Source organism: Serratia sp. GW822-FHT06D09, assembly GCF_058799515.1.
The window spans coordinates 48,920-66,282 of sequence record NZ_JBXALO010000010.1; the positions used below are offsets into that span (position 1 = coordinate 48,920).

Annotated in this window: 20 protein-coding genes; 15 read left to right on the forward strand and 5 right to left on the reverse strand. The window is 56.7% G+C overall.

What is annotated here, in order from left to right; genetic code table 11:
• The first annotated feature begins 202 nt into the window (after window positions 1-202).
• Both nrdD and nrdG read left to right on the forward strand, forming a co-directional pair.
• A complete protein-coding gene (nrdD, locus tag AC1RKG_RS20610) occupies window positions 203-2,341 on the forward strand; it encodes an anaerobic ribonucleoside-triphosphate reductase (protein ID WP_020824988.1) in 2,139 nt (712 codons plus the stop codon).
• Window positions 2,342-2,514: 173 nt separating this feature from the next.
• The gene (gene nrdG, locus AC1RKG_RS20615; RefSeq protein WP_046374631.1) at window positions 2,515-2,979 is read left to right on the forward strand and encodes an anaerobic ribonucleoside-triphosphate reductase-activating protein; all 465 of its coding nucleotides are present in this window, start codon (window positions 2,515-2,517) and stop codon (window positions 2,977-2,979) included.
• On the opposite strand, the gene AC1RKG_RS20620 is transcribed toward nrdG, so the two are convergent.
• From AC1RKG_RS20620 to AC1RKG_RS20630, 3 genes are all read right to left on the reverse strand, one after another.
• Window positions 2,976-3,260, reverse strand: a complete 285-nt coding sequence (locus AC1RKG_RS20620; protein ID WP_046374632.1) for a type II toxin-antitoxin system RelE/ParE family toxin — start codon at window positions 3,258-3,260, stop codon at window positions 2,976-2,978. The two genes, nrdG and AC1RKG_RS20620, sit on opposite strands and share 4 nt — an antisense overlap.
• An 8-nt stretch (window positions 3,261-3,268) precedes the next feature.
• Window positions 3,269-3,556: a type II toxin-antitoxin system RelB/DinJ family antitoxin gene (locus tag AC1RKG_RS20625; RefSeq protein ID WP_020824985.1), complete on the reverse strand. Its 288-nt coding sequence runs from the start codon at window positions 3,554-3,556 to the stop codon at window positions 3,269-3,271.
• 104 nt (window positions 3,557-3,660) lie between these two features.
• On the reverse strand, window positions 3,661-4,719 hold the full coding sequence (locus AC1RKG_RS20630; protein WP_493183663.1) for a permease: 1,059 nt from the start codon (window positions 4,717-4,719) through the stop codon (window positions 3,661-3,663).
• Between the two features lie 261 nt (window positions 4,720-4,980).
• Between AC1RKG_RS20630 and phnF the strand changes: the two genes are divergently transcribed.
• From phnF to phnP, 11 genes are read left to right on the forward strand one after another with little or no spacing between them, the layout of a single operon-like run.
• A complete protein-coding gene (phnF, locus tag AC1RKG_RS20635; protein ID WP_170868571.1) occupies window positions 4,981-5,706 on the forward strand; it encodes a phosphonate metabolism transcriptional regulator PhnF in 726 nt (241 codons plus the stop codon).
• Complete coding sequence (gene phnG, locus AC1RKG_RS20640; RefSeq protein WP_046374634.1) at window positions 5,707-6,150, forward strand: phosphonate C-P lyase system protein PhnG; 444 nt, start codon at window positions 5,707-5,709, stop codon at window positions 6,148-6,150.
• Window positions 6,151-6,152: 2 nt separating this feature from the next.
• The gene (gene phnH, locus AC1RKG_RS20645) at window positions 6,153-6,734 is read left to right on the forward strand and encodes a phosphonate C-P lyase system protein PhnH (protein ID WP_493183664.1); all 582 of its coding nucleotides are present in this window, start codon (window positions 6,153-6,155) and stop codon (window positions 6,732-6,734) included.
• A complete protein-coding gene (locus tag AC1RKG_RS20650) occupies window positions 6,734-7,819 on the forward strand; it encodes a carbon-phosphorus lyase complex subunit (RefSeq protein ID WP_048762826.1) in 1,086 nt (361 codons plus the stop codon). The genes phnH and AC1RKG_RS20650 overlap by 1 nt, the downstream gene beginning before the upstream one ends.
• Window positions 7,812-8,672, forward strand: a complete 861-nt coding sequence (locus AC1RKG_RS20655; protein WP_020824979.1) for an alpha-D-ribose 1-methylphosphonate 5-phosphate C-P-lyase PhnJ — start codon at window positions 7,812-7,814, stop codon at window positions 8,670-8,672. The genes AC1RKG_RS20650 and AC1RKG_RS20655 overlap by 8 nt, the downstream gene beginning before the upstream one ends.
• Window positions 8,672-9,460, forward strand: a complete 789-nt coding sequence (phnK, locus tag AC1RKG_RS20660; RefSeq protein ID WP_020824978.1) for a phosphonate C-P lyase system protein PhnK — start codon at window positions 8,672-8,674, stop codon at window positions 9,458-9,460. Before AC1RKG_RS20655 ends, phnK begins: the two co-directional genes overlap by 1 nt.
• Before the next feature lie 16 nt (window positions 9,461-9,476).
• Window positions 9,477-10,181, forward strand: a complete 705-nt coding sequence (gene phnL / locus AC1RKG_RS20665; RefSeq protein WP_020824977.1) for a phosphonate C-P lyase system protein PhnL — start codon at window positions 9,477-9,479, stop codon at window positions 10,179-10,181.
• Window positions 10,181-11,317 carry an alpha-D-ribose 1-methylphosphonate 5-triphosphate diphosphatase gene (gene phnM, locus AC1RKG_RS20670; RefSeq protein WP_048762825.1) on the forward strand — a complete coding sequence of 379 codons (1,137 nt, stop codon included), beginning with the start codon at window positions 10,181-10,183 and terminating at the stop codon, window positions 11,315-11,317. The genes phnL and phnM overlap by 1 nt, the downstream gene beginning before the upstream one ends.
• Window positions 11,317-11,886 carry a ribose 1,5-bisphosphokinase gene (gene phnN, locus AC1RKG_RS20675; RefSeq protein ID WP_116691394.1) on the forward strand — a complete coding sequence of 190 codons (570 nt, stop codon included), beginning with the start codon at window positions 11,317-11,319 and terminating at the stop codon, window positions 11,884-11,886. Before phnM ends, phnN begins: the two co-directional genes overlap by 1 nt.
• On the forward strand, window positions 11,883-12,485 hold the full coding sequence (locus AC1RKG_RS20680; RefSeq protein ID WP_116691395.1) for a DapH/DapD/GlmU-related protein: 603 nt from the start codon (window positions 11,883-11,885) through the stop codon (window positions 12,483-12,485). The genes phnN and AC1RKG_RS20680 overlap by 4 nt, the downstream gene beginning before the upstream one ends.
• 14 nt (window positions 12,486-12,499) lie before the next feature.
• Entirely contained in the window at window positions 12,500-13,282 is a 783-nt protein-coding gene (gene phnP / locus AC1RKG_RS20685; RefSeq protein WP_041414151.1) for a phosphonate metabolism protein PhnP, read from the forward strand.
• Here the strand turns inward: phnP and AC1RKG_RS20690 are convergent.
• Both AC1RKG_RS20690 and AC1RKG_RS20695 read right to left on the reverse strand, forming a co-directional pair.
• Window positions 13,233-13,871 (reverse strand): NAD(P)H-binding protein, encoded by a 639-nt coding sequence (locus AC1RKG_RS20690; protein ID WP_493183665.1) that lies wholly within the window; start codon window positions 13,869-13,871, stop codon window positions 13,233-13,235. The two genes, phnP and AC1RKG_RS20690, sit on opposite strands and share 50 nt — an antisense overlap.
• A gap of 47 nt (window positions 13,872-13,918) precedes the next feature.
• Entirely contained in the window at window positions 13,919-14,347 is a 429-nt protein-coding gene (locus AC1RKG_RS20695; RefSeq protein ID WP_493183676.1) for a YhbP family protein, read from the reverse strand.
• Between the two features lie 438 nt (window positions 14,348-14,785).
• Between AC1RKG_RS20695 and speFL the strand changes: the two genes are divergently transcribed.
• Complete coding sequence (gene speFL, locus AC1RKG_RS20700) at window positions 14,786-14,890, forward strand: leader peptide SpeFL (RefSeq protein WP_112363015.1); 105 nt, start codon at window positions 14,786-14,788, stop codon at window positions 14,888-14,890.
• Window positions 14,891-15,159: 269 nt separating this feature from the next.
• Window positions 15,160-17,322, forward strand: coding sequence for an ornithine decarboxylase SpeF (gene speF, locus AC1RKG_RS20705; protein ID WP_493183666.1), 2,163 nt, complete (start codon window positions 15,160-15,162; stop codon window positions 17,320-17,322).
• Window positions 17,323-17,363: the final 41 nt, after the last annotated feature.

A 17,363-nucleotide genomic window follows, 5' to 3' on the forward strand; every position in this document is an offset into this window, starting at 1 on the left:
ACATCTATATATAGTGCATTAAGAAACGACAGCAACTATATATAGTAGTTATCCACAAAATCATCCACACATCGCCTCAGCCCTTGCGTGCTGCGGCATTGCCCTGTGGATAAGCTGAAATCATACCGATACCCGCTAGCTTTCAGGCTGAAATCTGCAAGGCAGGGCATCAACGCTCCCTCGGGGAACAAGGAGTAACAACGTGAAACCAGTAGTGATTAAACGGGACGGTTGTCAGGTACCTTTTGACGAGGCACGTATTGGGCAAGCGATCGAGCGGGCCGCGCTGGCCGTGGGGATCGTCGATGCGGACTACTGCGCAACCGTCGCCCGCGTAGTCGCTCAACAGATATCACAGCAGCCGCGCGTCGATATCCATGAAATCCAGCGGGCAGTGGAAAACCAGCTTATGGCCGGCGAATACAAGCAGCTGGCGCGGGCCTATATTGAGTACCGTCACGATCGCGACGTCGCGCGTGAACTGCGTGGACGGTTGAACCAGGAGATCCGCGGCCTGGTCGAGCAAAGCAACGTGGCATTGCTCAATGAAAACGCCAATAAAGACAGCAAGGTGATCCCCACCCAGCGCGATCTGCTGGCCGGGATCGTCGCCAAGCACTATGCCAAGCAGCACATCCTGCCGCGTGACGTGGTGCTGGCCCATGAGCGAGGCGAGATCCACTACCACGATCTCGACTACTCGCCATTCTTCCCGATGTTCAACTGCATGCTGATCGACCTGAAGGGCATGCTGACCAACGGCTTCAAGATGGGTAACGCCGAGATTGAACCCCCGAAGTCGATCTCCACCGCTACCGCAGTGACCGCGCAAATCATCGCGCAGGTGGCCAGCCATATTTATGGCGGTACCACCATTAACCGTATCGACGAGATCCTGGCGCCGTTCGTCACCGAAAGCTTTAACAAACACCAGCAGGTCGCCGAACAGTGGCAGATCCCGGATGCGCAAGGCTATGCCATGGCGCGCACCGAAAAAGAGTGTTACGACGCCTTCCAGTCGCTGGAATACGAGGTCAACACCCTGCACACCGCCAATGGCCAGACGCCGTTCGTCACCTTCGGTTTCGGGCTGGGGACCTCTTGGGAATCACGCTTGATCCAACGTTCTATCCTGAGTAACCGCATTGCCGGGCTAGGCAAAAACCGTAAAACGGCGGTATTCCCTAAACTGGTGTTCGCCATCCGCGACGGCCTGAATCATCAGTACGGCGATCCGAATTACGACATCAAGCAATTGGCGTTGGAATGCGCCAGTAAACGCATGTATCCAGACATACTCAATTACGATCAGGTGGTGAAAGTCACCGGCTCGTTCAAAACGCCGATGGGCTGCCGCAGCTTCCTCGGCACTTACGAAGAAGAGGGCGAGCTGGTACACGATGGCCGCAACAATATCGGCGTGATCAGCCTGAACCTGCCGCGTATTGCGCTGGAGGCCATGGGCGATGAAAGCCGCTTCTGGGATCTGCTGGATCAGCGCTTGCTGCTGGCGAAAAAAGCGCTGATGACGCGCATTGCCCGGCTGGAAGGTATCAAGGCGCGCGTGGCCCCTATTTTGTATATGGAAGGCGCCTGCGGCGTACGCCTGAAGGCAGACGACAACATTGCCGAGATCTTTAAGAATGGCCGCGCCTCTATTTCGCTGGGTTACATCGGTCTGCATGAAACCATCAACGCCCTGTTCGGCAACGAACAACACGTATACGACGATGAAACGCTGCGCGCTAAGGCGATCGCCATCGTTGCGCACCTGCGGGCCGCCACGGAAAGTTGGAAAGCCGAGACCGGTTACGGCTTTAGCCTGTACAGCACGCCAAGCGAAAACCTGTGCGATCGCTTCTGCCGGCTCGATACCGCCGATTTCGGCGTGGTGTCTGGCGTGACCGACAAAGGCTATTACACCAACAGCTTCCACCTCGACGTAGAGAAAAAGGTCAATCCTTACGACAAGCTGGATTTTGAAGCCCCCTATCCGCCATTGGCCAACGGCGGTTTCATCTGTTACGGCGAATACCCGAACCTGCAGCACAACCTGAAAGCGCTCGAAGACGTGTGGGATTACAGCTACAGCCGCGTGCCCTATTACGGCACCAACACGCCCATCGATGAATGCTACGAGTGCGGTTTTACCGGAGAATTCTCTTGCACCAGCAAGGGCTTCACCTGCCCGAAATGCGGTAACCACGAGCCATCCAAGGTCTCCGTCACCCGCCGGGTGTGCGGTTATCTCGGCAGCCCAGACGCCAGGCCGTTCAATGCCGGCAAGCAAGAAGAGGTGAAACGCCGGGTGAAACACCTGGGGAACGGGCAGATCGGCTGAAGCAAAGATCGTCAAGCCTGCTGAGCATACGTCTGTTCATCGGGCGTGATTGTCGCCGCCAATTTACCCTCGGCCAGCGCGGAAGAAACGGAGCGTACACGCAGTACGTGAGTATTCAGAGCACTGCCCGAGGGGAAAATGGCAAGTAAAATAGCCAGATGGGCAGACCTCGCATGAATTATCACCAGTATTACCCCATTGATGTCGTCAACGGCCCCGGCACCCGCTGCACGCTGTTTGTTGCCGGCTGCGTGCACCAGTGCCCTGGCTGCTACAACAAAAGTACCTGGCGGCTTAACTCCGGCCAGCCGTTTACCCAGACGATGGAAGACCGGTTGATTGCCGACCTGAACGATACGCGCATTCCGCGCCAAGGGCTGTCGCTGTCCGGTGGCGATCCCCTGCACCCCGCCAACGTCGCGGCGGTGCTGCAACTGGTAAAACGGGTGCGCGCCGAATGCCCGGGCAAGGATATCTGGCTGTGGACCGGCTACCGGCTGGCGGAGCTGGATGCGCAGCAAATGCAGATAGTGGACAGGATTAACGTGTTGATTGACGGAAAGTTTGTGCAGGACTTAAAAGATCCGGCGCTGATTTGGCGCGGCAGCGCTAATCAGGTGGTGCATAAGCTGCGTTAGTTCTCTATGTCGGGGAATTTCTCTCGTTGATGAACAACGGCTAAAACCTTAATCACGTCGTCGACAACAACGTATAAAACTATTAATGAAGCCTGGCTGACCAATAACTTACGCGCCTGCCTGTACCAAATTTTACCGAGTTCAGGGTAATCCAACAGGCGCTTCACTGCCTTATCAATCTCAGCATCAGCCTGCTCAGCAACCTGTGGATTAAAAGGATAGAGAAAATCAAAAATACGTTCCCTGTCCCGTAGCGCTTCTTCATCCCATTCGACACGCATAACGATCCTTATTTTCGGTCGTATTTCGCTCGGACTTTTGCCTTAAAGGCATCCATGCTTTCATCAACCTGTTGCTGGTCAAGATAGACCGCACTTCCTTCATGCAAACGGGCAAAAGCGGCATCAACCTTTTCTTTCAACCAATTTTCATGTTGCTCAGTGGCCCGTTGCTCATCCGCCATTTGCTCAGCCAAACGTCGACACGCCTCACTCAAAGTGATCCCCTTGGCTTCTGCGGCTTTCTGCGCCAAACGTTTAGTCTCATCCTCAATGCGAAACTGGATACGGCTTTCCATCTTGATACTCCTGCATTCGCTCAATATTTAACAACTGAAAACCTGCCAACGTTAGCACATTTGTGACAACGCAAATACGAATGAAAGACTATTTATTAAACAATTTATACCAACCCCATTCCTACCACGCCCGTGACGATCCCACACAGCGCAACCAACAGCGCTGTCAGGCACAGTGCCTTGGCAGAGAAAGCCTTGTTCAGCATCAGCAACGAAGGCAGGCTGACCGCCGGCAGGGTCATCAACAGCGCCAGCGCCGGGCCGGTGCCCATACCCGCCAGCATTAGAGTCTGCACAATCGGGATTTCCGCCGCCGTCGGGATCACGAACAGGCAACCTGCGATCGCCAGGCCAATAATCCACAACACGCTATTATCTATCGCCCCATCGGCATGCGGGAACAGCCAAACGCGCGCGGCCCCTAGCGCCAATACCGCCAGAATGTAGACAGGTATGGTGGACCAAAACAGCGACCACAGCGCCTTGAGCCAGCGGCCGAAAAACGGCTTTTCGTCAGCTTTATCCAGCGGCAGCAGCGGCGTTTGCAAAGCCGCCGGCTGCGGATCCCTGGCAGTGGCACGCTGCACCAGCCAGGCGATGCCCAGCACCATGATCACCCCAGCCACCAGCCGGATTGCGGCAAACTGCCAGCCGAGCACAAAGCCCATAAAAATCAGCGTGGCCGGATTCAGCACCGGGTTACTCAGCCAGAACGCCATCGCTGCCCCGCTGGACACCGACTGACGCCTTAATCCGGCAGCTACCGGCGCGGCACAACAGGTACACATCATGCCCGGCAGTGCGATCACCGCGCCCAGCAAGGTACCGGAAAAACGCGGATGACCGAGCGTGCGCATCAACCAATCGCGTGGGATCAGCACCTGCACCAATGAGCCCAACACCACACCGAGCACCGCCGCCTTCCATACCGCCGTGAAATAGACCAGCGCGTAATGCCAGGCCGCCAGCCACGGGCTGCTGTCGTCGTTGACCAGTATCGATTTGCCGATGGAATGCGTGTCCACCGCCAGAAAGGCCTTGCCGTAATAAGGCTGCCATTTGACGTAGTAGAGGCCGATGGCCACCACCAGCAGAAACAGCGCCGGTTTCCACCACGGCCAAGGGCGCGCGCGGTGTTCAGTTGCAGTCAGGGGATGTGGCATGGGCTTAGATTAACTCGGTTCAATCATCAATAGCGTCAGCTTAGCGCGCAGCGGCCCCCTGCGCATCATCTGCCTGTCCAAAATAGTTCATCTGTTCGCCACCGACGCGTAACGCGATTGTCATCTGACGCCTGCAAGATGATGCCAACTTCACCACGGGACCTACCCGTCGTCTTTCAAGCCGTAGGGTAAGCACTGTAAGACATGCCAATAAACCGCATATTTTTTATGTCGTTATGGCCACCGAGGTTTTTTATTATGATGGACTTATCTAGACATCCGACCAGTTTCCCCACCCGCTATCAGCAAATCGCCGCGCAGCTGGAACAAGAGCTGCGCACCCAATACCGCTGTGGCGACTACCTGCCTTCCGAGCAGCAATTGGCGGAACGCTATCAGGTCAATCGCCATACCCTGCGTCGTGCAGTCGATCAATTGGTGGAGCGCGGCTGGCTGCAACGCCGGCACGGGATCGGCATTCTGGTGTTGATGCGCCCCTACGACTACCCGCTGCATGCCAATACCCGTTTCAGTCAGAACCTGTTCGAGCAGGGAAGCCACCCCACCAGTGAGCGCTTACTCGCTGTACTACGCCCGTGCAATGGGCATGTTGCCAGCGCGTTGTCACGGGAAGAAGGCGAAACGGTGATCCACCTTCGCACTTTGCGCCGGGTCAACGGCGTACCGATGAGCCTGATCGACCACTATCTGCCCGATCTGGACTGGTGGCCGGCGCTACAGCAGTTCCACAGCGGTTCGCTGCACGAATTTATCGAATCAAACATCCACCAGCCGCTGACCCGCAGCCAGACACGCATCAGTGCGCGCCGGGCCCAGGCCAAAGAGAGCCGGATGCTGGAAATTGCCACCCAGGCGCCGCTGCTGTGCGTGCGCACCCTGAACGTCTGCACCGGCAGCGACAACGTGGCGGAATACTCCGTCAGCCTGGCGCGCGCCGACATGATTGAACTGACGATGGAGCACTAAATGCAAGCCTTACAGCCGAGACAACGCTGGATGTCGGTACTGGCGCACAGCCAGCCGGCCCAGTTGCGCAGCCACTGGCAGGCGCTGAATATCAACCCGCGCTACCAGAGCATCCGTGCACCGGAGATTGGCCTGGCGCAGTTGCAGGGGCGCATGGGGGCCACTGGCCGCCGCTTCGTCTTGGGCGACATGACCGTCACCCGTGCGGTGGTCCAGCTCGAAAACGGCGGCTATGGCTACAGCTATATCGCCGGGCGCGATAAGGCGCATGCCGAACTCTGCGCGCTGCTGGATGCCCTGCTGCAACTGCCGGAGCAGGCCGAATTGCTGCAACAACAGCTGATAGAGCCGCTGGCCGCGCTGCAACACGAGCAACGCCAGCTGCGTGCAAGGGCCGTCGCCTCCAGCCGGGTGGACTTCTTTACGCTGGTGCGAGGGGATTAATCATGAGCCTACTGACAGGTTTTACCCAGCCGATCGACCAATCTCAGCAAACTTTCCGCTTAATTCTTAAGGCGTTAAGCGAGCCTGGGCATGTGGTTACGCTGCAAGGCAGCCCAACCTGGGACAGGCTGAATGCCGCCAGTACCGCAGCCTTGCTGACCCTGGCGGATCAGGAAACTTCGATCCAGCTGAGTCCTGAGCTAAAAAGTGAGCAAGCGCTAACAAACATTCGCTTCCACAGCGGCGCACCGCTGGCCGACCGCGCCGAAGAGGTGTGTTTCGCCCTGTTCGATAGCCAACTGCAGGCGACCGATTTACAGGCATTGCCGCACGGCAGCGAAATTTCCCCCGAGTTCAGCGCTACGGTGATTGTGCAGTTAGCTAGCCTGGAACAAGGCACCGCACTGCGCCTGACCGGGCCAGGCATCGAACATCAACGAATTATTTCACCGCAGCTGCCGCCGGCGCTGCTGGATTACCTGCTTAACCGCCCGCAGCGCTTCCCGCTGGGGCTGGATTTCCTGCTGACCTGCGGCGAATGCCTGTTGGCGTTACCGCGAACCACCCACGTGGAGGTGTGCTGATGTACGTTGCCGTTAAAGGGGGCGAAAAAGCCATTGAGGCCGCCCATCAGTTACAGGAACAGCTGCGGCGCGGCGATGACAGCGTGGCGGAACTGAGCGCACTGCAGATTGAGCAGCAGCTGGGCCTGGCCGTGGACAGGGTCATGACCGAGGGTGGCATCTACGATCCTGAGCTGGCGGCGCTGGCCATCAAGCAGGCGAGCGGCGATCTGGTCGAGGCCATTTTCCTGCTGCGCGCCTACCGTACCACTCTGCCGCGCCTGGCGATCGGCGAACCGCTGGCGACAGAAAATATGCGACTGGAGCGCCGCATCTCGGCAGTTTATAAGGACTTGCCCGGCGGACAGGTGCTGGGGCCAACCTACGATTACACCCACCGGCTGTTGGATTTCGCGTTGCTGGCGGAAGGAGAAGCCCCCCGCGCACCACAGGCGGACGAACCCTTGCCGGAAAACTGCGCCCACGTGTTTGATCTGCTCAGTCAGCAACAGCTGGCATTGGCGGAGCGGGACGACGGCAGCATACCGGACGATATCACCCGTAATCCTCCGGTTTACCCCTGCTCACGCTCAGCGCGACTGCAGCAATTGGTGCGCGGTGACGAAGGCTTTTTACTGGCGCTGAGCTACTCCACCCAACGTGGCTACGGCCGTACCCACCCGTTCGCCGGCGAGATCCGCACCGGCTATGTATCAGCGGAGATCACGCCAGAAGAGCTGGGTTTCACCATTGATATCGGCGAAATCCTGCTAACCGAATGCGAGATGGTTAACGGTTTTATCGATCCGGTTGACCAGCCGCCGCATTTCACCCGCGGCTATGGTCTGGTGTTTGGCCGGGCCGAACGCAAGGCGATGGCAATGGCGCTGGTAGACCGTGCACTGCAAAGCCCCGAGTACGACGAAGGCATCGCCAGCCCGGCGCAGGACGAAGAGTTCGTGCTGGCCCATGCCGATAACGTCGAAGCCGCCGGCTTTGTTTCCCACCTTAAACTGCCGCACTACGTCGATTTCCAGGCAGAGCTGGAACTGCTTAAGCGTCTGCGCCAGGAATTTAGCGAGCGTCAGGAGGCCCGCAATGAGTGAAGTATTAACCGGCTACAACCTGGGCTACCTGGACGAGCAAACCAAGCGCATGATCCGTCGTGCCATTTTGAAGGCAATCGCCATCCCCGGTTATCAGGTGCCGTTCGGCGGCCGTGAAATGCCGATGCCCTACGGCTGGGGCACCGGCGGCATTCAGTTGACCGCCAGCGTGATTGGCCGTGCCGACGTGCTGAAGGTGATTGATCAGGGCGCCGACGACACCACCAACGCCGTGTCGATTCGCCGCTTCTTCCAGCGCGTCGCCGGGGTCGCCACCACCGAACGCACGCCCGAGGCTACGCTGATCCAGACCCGTCACCGCATTCCGGAAACTGCGCTGCGCGAAGACCAGATCCTGATTTATCAGGTGCCGATCCCTGAGCCGCTGCGCTTTATCGAACCGCGAGAAACCGAGACCCGCAAAATGCATGCGCTGGAAGAGTATGGCGTGATGCAGGTGAAGCTGTACGAAGACATCGCGCGCTACGGCCACATCGCCACCACCTACGCCTATCCGGTGAAGGTCAATGACCGCTACGTGATGGATCCGTCGCCGATCCCCAAATTCGATAACCCGAAAATGCACATGATGCCGGCGCTGCAGCTGTTTGGGGCCGGACGCGAGAAACGTATCTATGCCCTGCCACCCTTTACCAAAGTGGAGAGCCTGGACTTCGACGATCATCCGTTCAGCGTACAGCAGTGGGACGAGCCCTGCGCGCTGTGCGGCTCGCGCCACAGTTATCTGGACGAGGTGGTGCTCGACGACCAGGGCAACCGCATGTTCGTCTGCTCCGATACCGATTACTGCCAGCAGCAACTGGCGCAACCTTCGCAAGAGGCGCAGCACTGATGACTTCCACCCCTCTGAGCACCACGCCGCTGCTGTCGGTGGCTAACCTGACCCACCTGTACGCGCCGGGCAAAGGCTTTAGCGATGTGTCTTTCGATATCTACCCCGGTGAAGTGCTGGGCATCGTCGGCGAATCCGGCTCCGGCAAAACCACCCTGCTGAAGTCGATCTCTGCGCGGCTGGCGCCACAGCAAGGGCAGATCCTCTACCGTCCGCAGGCCGGGCAACAGCATGATTTATATGCGATGGCGGAAAGCGATCGCCGCCGCCTGCTGCGCACCGACTGGGGCGTAGTGCATCAGCACCCGCTCGACGGGCTGCGGCCCAAGGTTTCCGCCGGCGGCAACATCGGCGAACGGCTGATGGCCATCGGCCAGCGCCACTATGGCGACATCCGCCGTCAGGCCGGGCAGTGGCTGGAAGACGTTGAGATCCCGCTGTCGCGCCTTGACGATCTGCCGACCACCTTTTCCGGCGGCATGCAGCAACGCTTGCAGATCGCCCGCAATCTGGTGACCCACCCGAAGCTGGTATTTATGGACGAACCCACCGGTGGTCTGGACGTTTCGGTGCAGGCGCGGCTGCTCGATCTGCTGCGCACTTTGGTGGTGGAAATGCAGTTGGCGGCGGTGATCGTCACCCACGATCTCGGTGTGGCGCGCCTGCTGGCGCACCGCTTGCTGGTGATGAAACAGGGCGAGGTGGTGGAAAGCGGCCTGACCGACCGGGTGCTGGACGATCCACACCATCCTTATACCCAACTGCTGGTTTCTTCGGTGCTGTCGTAACTCAAGGTAATAACAGATGACTATTCAAATCCGGGTTGAACACCTCAGCAAAACCTTTGTGCTCCACCAGCAGCACGGCACGCGGCTGCCGGTGTTGCACGACGCCAACATGACGGTCAGCAGCGGTGAGTGTGTGGTGCTGCACGGCCATTCCGGCAGCGGAAAATCAACCCTGCTGCGCTCGCTGTATGCCAACTATCTGCCCGACAGCGGCCATATCTGGGTCAACCATCAGGGGGAATGGCTGGACATGGTGCAGGCCGAAGCGCGCCAAATCCTGGCGGTTCGTCGTCATACCCTTGGCTGGGTCAGCCAGTTCCTGCGAGTGATCCCTCGTATCAGCGCACTGGACGTCGTGATGCAGCCGTTACTGGAACAGGGTGCCGATCGCGCCGAATGCCGTGAGCGCGCCGAAACCTTGCTTAACCAGCTCAATGTGCCGCAGCGTCTGTGGCAGTTGGCGCCTTCAACCTTCTCCGGCGGCGAGCAACAGCGGGTGAATATTGCGCGCGGCTTTATTGTCGATTATCCGATTTTGCTGCTGGACGAACCCACGGCGTCACTCGACAGCCGCAACAGCGCGGCAGTGGTCGCCTTGATCGAACAGGCTAAACGGCGCGGCGCGGCTATCGTCGGCATTTTTCATGATGAGGGCGTCCGTCAGCAGGTCGCCGACCGGTTATATGACATGCAGGCGCCACAGGCGCTGGAGATCCTCTGATGATCATCAATAACGTGAAGCTGGTGCTGGAAGATCAGGTTGTCGAAGGATCGCTGGAGATCAACGACGGCACGATCCGCAGTTTTGCCGATACGCCCAGTCAGTTACCCCAGGCACTGAACGGTGAAGGCGGCTGGTTGCTGCCTGGCCTGATCGAATTACACACCGACAACCTGGACAAGTTTTTCACCCCGCGCCCTAACGTCGACTGGCCGGCCCATTCGGCCATGAGCAGCCATGATGCATTGATGGTGGCCAATGGCATCACCACCGTGCTGGACGCAGTGGCCATTGGCGACGTACGCGACGGCGGTCATCGGCTGGAGAACCTGCAAAAAATGATCGACGCGGTGATCCACAGCCAGCGTGCGGGGGTGAATCGCGCCGAACACCGGTTGCACCTGCGCTGCGAATTGCCGCACGACAGCACCCTGCCGTTGTTCGAACAGCTGATGGACAAGCCGGGCGTGTCTCTGGTGTCGTTGATGGACCATTCGCCGGGTCAGCGCCAGTTCGCTTCGCGAGAAAAATACCGCGAATATTATCAGGGCAAATACAACCTCAATGACCAGCAGATGAGCGACTTTGAGGAGCAGCAAATCGGGCTTTCCGCTCGCTGGGCCACGCCAAACCGCGAAGCGATCGCCGCTCACTGCCGGGCACGCAAGATCTCTCTTGCCAGCCACGACGACGCGACCGCCGAACACGTAGCCGAGTCCTGTGCGCTGGGCAGCGCCATTGCCGAATTCCCCACCACCGAAGCCGCGGCCCTGGCCTCGCATCAGCAAGGATTACAGGTGCTGATGGGGGCGCCGAATATCGTGCGCGGCGGTTCCCATTCCGGCAACGTGGCAGCGCACCATCTGGCGGCGTTGGGGGTGTTGGATATTCTGTCTTCCGATTATTACCCGGCCAGCCTGCTGGATGCGGCATTTCGTATCGCGGCCGACGAGCGCAACGGCTACGGCTTGCCGCAGGCGGTGCAGATGATCACCCGCAACCCGGCGAAAGCGCTGGACTTGCAGGATCGCGGGACCATCGCCGAAGGATTACGGGCAGATTTGGTGCTGGCGCGGCCGCACGGCGAGCATATCTACGTGCAGAACGTGTGGCGCCAGGGCAAGCAGGTGTTCTGATGGCACAGCTTATCTATCTGATGGGGCCTTCCGGGGCCGGGAAAGACAGCCTGCTGGCCGCCCTGCGCGCCCATGCCGACAGTGCGCCGCTGGTGGCGCACCGTTATATCACCCGGCCGGCAGACGCCGGCTGCGAGAACCATATTGCGCTCAGTGAACCCGAATTTTTGCGCCGCCGCGCCAAAGGCCTGTTCGCCCTCGACTGGCACGCGCACCAGCATCATTACGCTTTTGGGATCGAAGTGGATCTTTGGTTGCTGCAGGGGATCGATGTGGTGGTCAATGGCTCGCGCGCTCACTTATTGCAGGCGCAGCAGCGTTATGGCGCACAGCTGCTGCCGGTTTGCCTGCAGGTCAGTACGCATATTCTCCGCCAGCGGCTGCAAAACCGCAGACGCGAAAATGCCGAGCAGATCGAACAACGATTGGCGCGAGCGGCAGAGTACCAGGAAAAACTCCCTGCCGGTTGCCGACGGTTGGATAACGACGGCAACCTTGATGACACGCTGGCGGCGCTGTTGGCGCTGCTGCCCTCTTTGGCAAAACAACCACAGGATGCCGTGCCATGAACGATGCTGCACAGCCGAAAATCGGTAACAACGTGACGCTTAACCGCAGTCGCTTAGGCCAATATGTACATCTGGCCGACGATGCGATTCTGGAAGAGGTGGAGATGGGTGACTACTCCTATACCGCCGGACACAACCAGATTTTTTACGCCACCATCGGCAAATTCGTGTCAATTGCCTCTTATGCACGCATTAATCCTGGCAATCACCCCACTTACCAGCGTATCGCCCAACACCATTTCACCTACCGCGCTTCAGAGTATGACCTGGGAGAAGACGACGAAGCGTTCTTCGACTGGCGGCGCGAACAGCATGTGACTATCGGCCACGACGTCTGGATCGGTCATAACGCCATCGTCATGCCCGGCGTCAGCATCGGCAACGGTGCCGTTATCGGCAGCGCGGCCGTCGTCACCAAAGATGTCGCCCCCTATGAGATTGTCGCCGGCGTAGCGGCCAAAAAGATCGGCATGCGTTTCGACGACGCCCTGATCGAACGCATTGAGCGCAGCCAGTGGTGGCACTGGGACCACCAGACGCTGCAACAACGGTTGGCGGATTTCCGTGATATCCATGCCTTCGCGGAGAAGTATTTATAATCGGGAGTGACGACATGCAACTGACGTTTCTCGGCACCGGTGGCGCGCAACAGATCCCGGTGTTTGGCTGTGATTGTCTGGTCTGTCAGCGGGCGAGGCGCGAGCCGGCGTTTCGGCGACGACCGTGCAGCGCCATGCTCAAATTTCAGGGGGAAACGACCTTGCTGGATGCGGGATTACCGTCGTTGGAACGGCGTTTTTCGGCGGGGGAAATTCAACGTTTTTTACTGACACATTACCACATGGATCACGTACAGGGGTTATTTCCTTTGCGTTGGGGGTGCGGAAATTTTATTCCCGTCTATGGTCCGGCAGACGAGCAGGGCTGCGATGACCTGTTCAAACACCCTGGTATTCTGGCGTTTCAACCGCCGTTAACCCCCTTCGAACCCCTTGAACTGGGCGGGCTGCGCATCACACCGTTGCCGCTGCAGCATTCAAAAATCACGCTGGGCTATCTGATCCAGGCCGCTGGGGCATCGCTCGCCTACCTGACCGATACCGTCGGCCTGCCGCCCGATACCGACGCTTTTCTACGCGGAGTGCCGTTGGATTTGCTGGTGCTCGATTGCAGCCTGCCCCCTCAGCCGCAGGCACCGCGTAACCACAACGATTTGACCCGTGCGCAGGAAATTCAGCAACGCTTGCAACCAGGCCGTACCCTATTGACGCACATCAGCCATCATCTCGATTTGTGGCTGACGGACAATGAACTGCCGCCTGGCCTGGAGCTGGCGTTCGATAATCTCAGCGTGCACTGCGGTAACAATGCAGCCGATCGGATTCCAGCACCCTAACGCCGTTGCCAGGGCTGAACGCCTGTTCCAGCAGGGTTTGCGCCACGTCTTTGGCACTCACCGCTCGCCATTTTCCGGGCAGCAATTTAAACAGCGGCGCGGTGAGGCGCTCCAGCAAACGCGGCGAGGGCCGTGACCCCAGTAGCATGGATGGCCGCACCAGCGTCAGGCGCGGCCAATTCTGTTCACGCAGCGCCTGCTCCATTTCCCCTTTGGTGCGGTTATAGAGGAACGTAGAGCGCCTGTTCGCGCCTAGCGCACTGACGGCCAGACAATGCTGCGCCCCTAACCGGCGGCCAGTCTGCGCACTTTCCACCACCAGGGTGTAATCGACATAATGGAAATTAGCGTCGCTACCGGCTTCGCGGCGGGTCGTCCCCAGGCAGCAAAACACCATATCGACCGGCTGTTCACATTCAGTCAGCAGTGCGAACAAATCATCCCCTACCGGGTTCTCTAATTTTTCGTTCGGCGGCAATGGTTTGCGCGTTGGCGCCACGATCGCCGTGACCTGCGGATCACGCTGCAGCAGATGCAACAGTGCATTACCCACCAACCCAGTTGCCCCGACAATGAATACCCGTGCCATATGCCCTCCCGCTGATTGATGATGCTGAAAAGTATAGTTTGCGGTATTCAGACCCGCGCCCAGTGAAGCTTTTTACCGAAACCGAGGGTGTTGTCAGTCATCTTCACCTCCTGCAGATCCAACTGCCAGACCGGCGCCTTCATCATCTTGGCAATCTGGAAACGCTTACAGTAACGTGACCGTGCCAACGCCTCCTGCTTACCGTTCAGCATCGTCGCTTGCGCCCGATACTGAATGCCGCGGATCAAGGCGATGGTCTTCGGTTTCGGCGCTATGGTGCCCACCACGCTGGCGTTTTGCAGCATCAGCTCACCGTGACGGGTGTGGGTTTCGGTCATCAACCACAGCGCCATCCGCTCGGCGTCAAACACGTAGAAACAATTGGCGCACCACATATCCATGCCGTTTCCCGCGCACAGCGTCAGTACGTGCTGCTTGCTGAGAAACTGTGCGATAGGTTGATGCTCATCGGTCATAGTCACTGTGAATTCTCCCCGTTAGCTTGTTTCATCTTAACCCGTGTTGTTGAGGCGGGTCACAAATAACAACAATGTCGGCAAAAATCAAAACAGAATAAACACCCACATAAAGTGAATTTATATACAAAATATCATTATATGGACTTATAACATAATAAAAACAAACTCACTTCAATTGCGCATTATACGCCCCTCTTAAACGCAATTTTTTTTGCTATTTCTCCCGCATAGAAAAAATCAGGTAGCAGAAAGGGCTATTTGTTATCAATCTATTTACATGCATAATCACTCTTTAGAGGTATTTTTATGCAACTAAATGCATAACCAGTGAATAGTTATTTACTTGAAGGTGCATATGCGTGATGTATGTCACATATTTTGCTCAAGCCTGCGTTAAAATAGCGCCATCTTTTCACTCACAAAGGTGGATTAGAAATGGAAAACAACAACAGAAAAATGGCGCATATCAGGCGCACAACCCATATTATGATGATGGCTCATCGTAGTTGTTTTAGCTTCGCTTTCTTTAACTTCAGATAACCTCCCTCCTCGTTCGTCCTTATTCCGAACGCAAGACATCATTACGACTTATTTTTCACTCTGATCAACAGAGATAAACTCCTGTTGCTTACGCAGCGGAAAACATCGTAATTCATCTTCATGGGATAAGAACGTCATCACAAAATAATAGAGTGAACTCAGGAATGCCTTCCGGCATGCCAGGTTCTCGCACACCTTTATTTTAATAAGGTATTAACGGCAGATTTAATTATTTTCCGGTGGAATACCTTTGTCTGAAGAATGAGAAAATGAAAAAGTTAAAAATTGCCGCTAATGAAAAAACACTGGGCTGCTTTGAAACAGAACGTGAAATTGTCGATGTACATCACAGCGATTTCAATGATGTCGCCGCCATTGTGCTGTCCGTTGAGGACGTTACGAAGGGCATGGTGACGCATCTCGAAGAGATCGGGTTGAACATCCCGCTGTTTGTGGCGGTTTGCTGCGAAGAAGAGTTGGACAATGCCGTATTACCGGCGCTGCACGGGGTATTTGAACTCTGCGGGAAAAACACCCAGTTCTACGGCAAGCAGTTGGAGGCCGCAGCGGTAAAATATGAAAAAGATCTGCTGCCACCGTTCTTCAACACGCTGACGCAGTATGTCGAAATGGGTAACGCCACCTTTGCCTGTCCGGGCCATCAGGGCGGTGAATTCTTCCGTAAACATCCGGCCGGACGTCAGTTCTTTGATTTCTATGGCGAGACGCTGTTCCGTTCCGATATGTGCAACGCGGACGTCAAACTGGGCGACTTATTGATCCACGAAGGGGCACCCTGTGCCGCGCAGCAACACGCAGCCAAGGTGTTTAACGCCGATAAGACCTATTTCGTGCTGAATGGGACCTCGGCATCAAACAAAGTTGCGACCAACGCCCTGTTAACACGCGGCGATTTAGTGTTGTTCGACCGTAATAACCATAAATCCAATCACCATGGCGCTCTGATTCAAGCTGGTGCAACGCCGGTGTATCTGGAGACCGCCCGCAACCCATTTGGCTTTATCGGCGGTATTGATGCGCACTGCTTCGATGAACGTTATTTACGTCAGCAAATCCGCGAAGTAGCGCCGGAGCGTGCCAATGAGGCCCGGCCTTTCCGTCTGGCAATCATCCAGTTAGGCACCTACGACGGCACCATTTACAACGCTCGCCAGGTGGTCGACAAGATTGGGCACCTGTGCGATTACATCCTGTTTGACTCCGCCTGGGTGGGCTACGAACAATTCATCCCAATGATGAAAGATTGTTCGCCTTTACTGCTTGAACTGAATGAAAACGACCCGGGGATCATTGTTACCCAGTCCGTTCACAAACAGCAGGCCGGCTTCTCGCAAACCTCACAAATCCATAAAAAAGACAAACATATCAAAGGCCAAAGTCGCTATTGCAACCATAAACGCTTTAATAACGCTTTTATGCTGCATGCTTCCACCAGCCCGTTCTATCCGCTGTTTGCCGCTCTGGACGTCAATGCCAAAATGCATGAAGGGAAAAGCGGTCAGCGCCTGTGGAAGGAGTGCGTTCGCGTAGGGATTGAAGCCCGTAAAATGCTGCTGGAGACCTGCCAGTTAATCAAACCTTTTGTTCCAGACCAGATCGACGGCAAGCCCTGGCAGTCTTATGACACCGAGACAATGGCCAACGATTTGCGCTTCTTCAACTTTGTGCCAGGCGAGAAGTGGCATGCCTTTGAAGGCTATGCGGAATCGCAGTATTTTGTCGACCCGTGCAAGCTGTTGCTCACCACGCCGGGCATAGACACGGCGAGCGGTAACTACAGTGACTTCGGCATTCCGGCGACCATTTTGGCCAACTATCTGCGCGAAAACGGCATAGTACCGGAAAAATGCGATCTCAACTCGATCCTGTTCCTTCTCACGCCGGCCGAAGACATCGCCAAAATGCAGCATCTGGTGGCGCTGATTGCCCGCTTTGAAAAACACATCGAGCAGGATTCATTACTCAGTGAAGTCCTGCCCGCGGTATATAAAAGCAATGAGCAACGCTACAAGAATTATACCCTGCGTCAACTTTGCCAAGAAATGCACGATCTCTATGTCAGTTACGATGTTAAAGAACTGCAAAAAGAGATGTTCCGCAAGAATTATTTCCCTCGTGTCGCCATGAACCCGCAAGATGCCAATACAGAATTTGTCCGCGGCAATATCGAATTGGTTTCATTGGCCAAGGCTGAGGGCCGTATTGCGGCAGAGGGTGCACTACCTTACCCTCCGGGTGTTTTATGTGTCGTCCCTGGAGAAATATGGGGTGGCGCTGCACAGCGTTATTTCCTGGCATTGGAGGAAGGCATTAATTTACTTCCTGGTTTCGCACCGGAATTGCAGGGTGTTTATATCCAACAAGATGAAGATGGCTGGAATCGCGCTTACGGCTACGTCATGAGTAATTAATGACCTCACAAGGCGGTGAATATTATTCACCGCCCAGATCG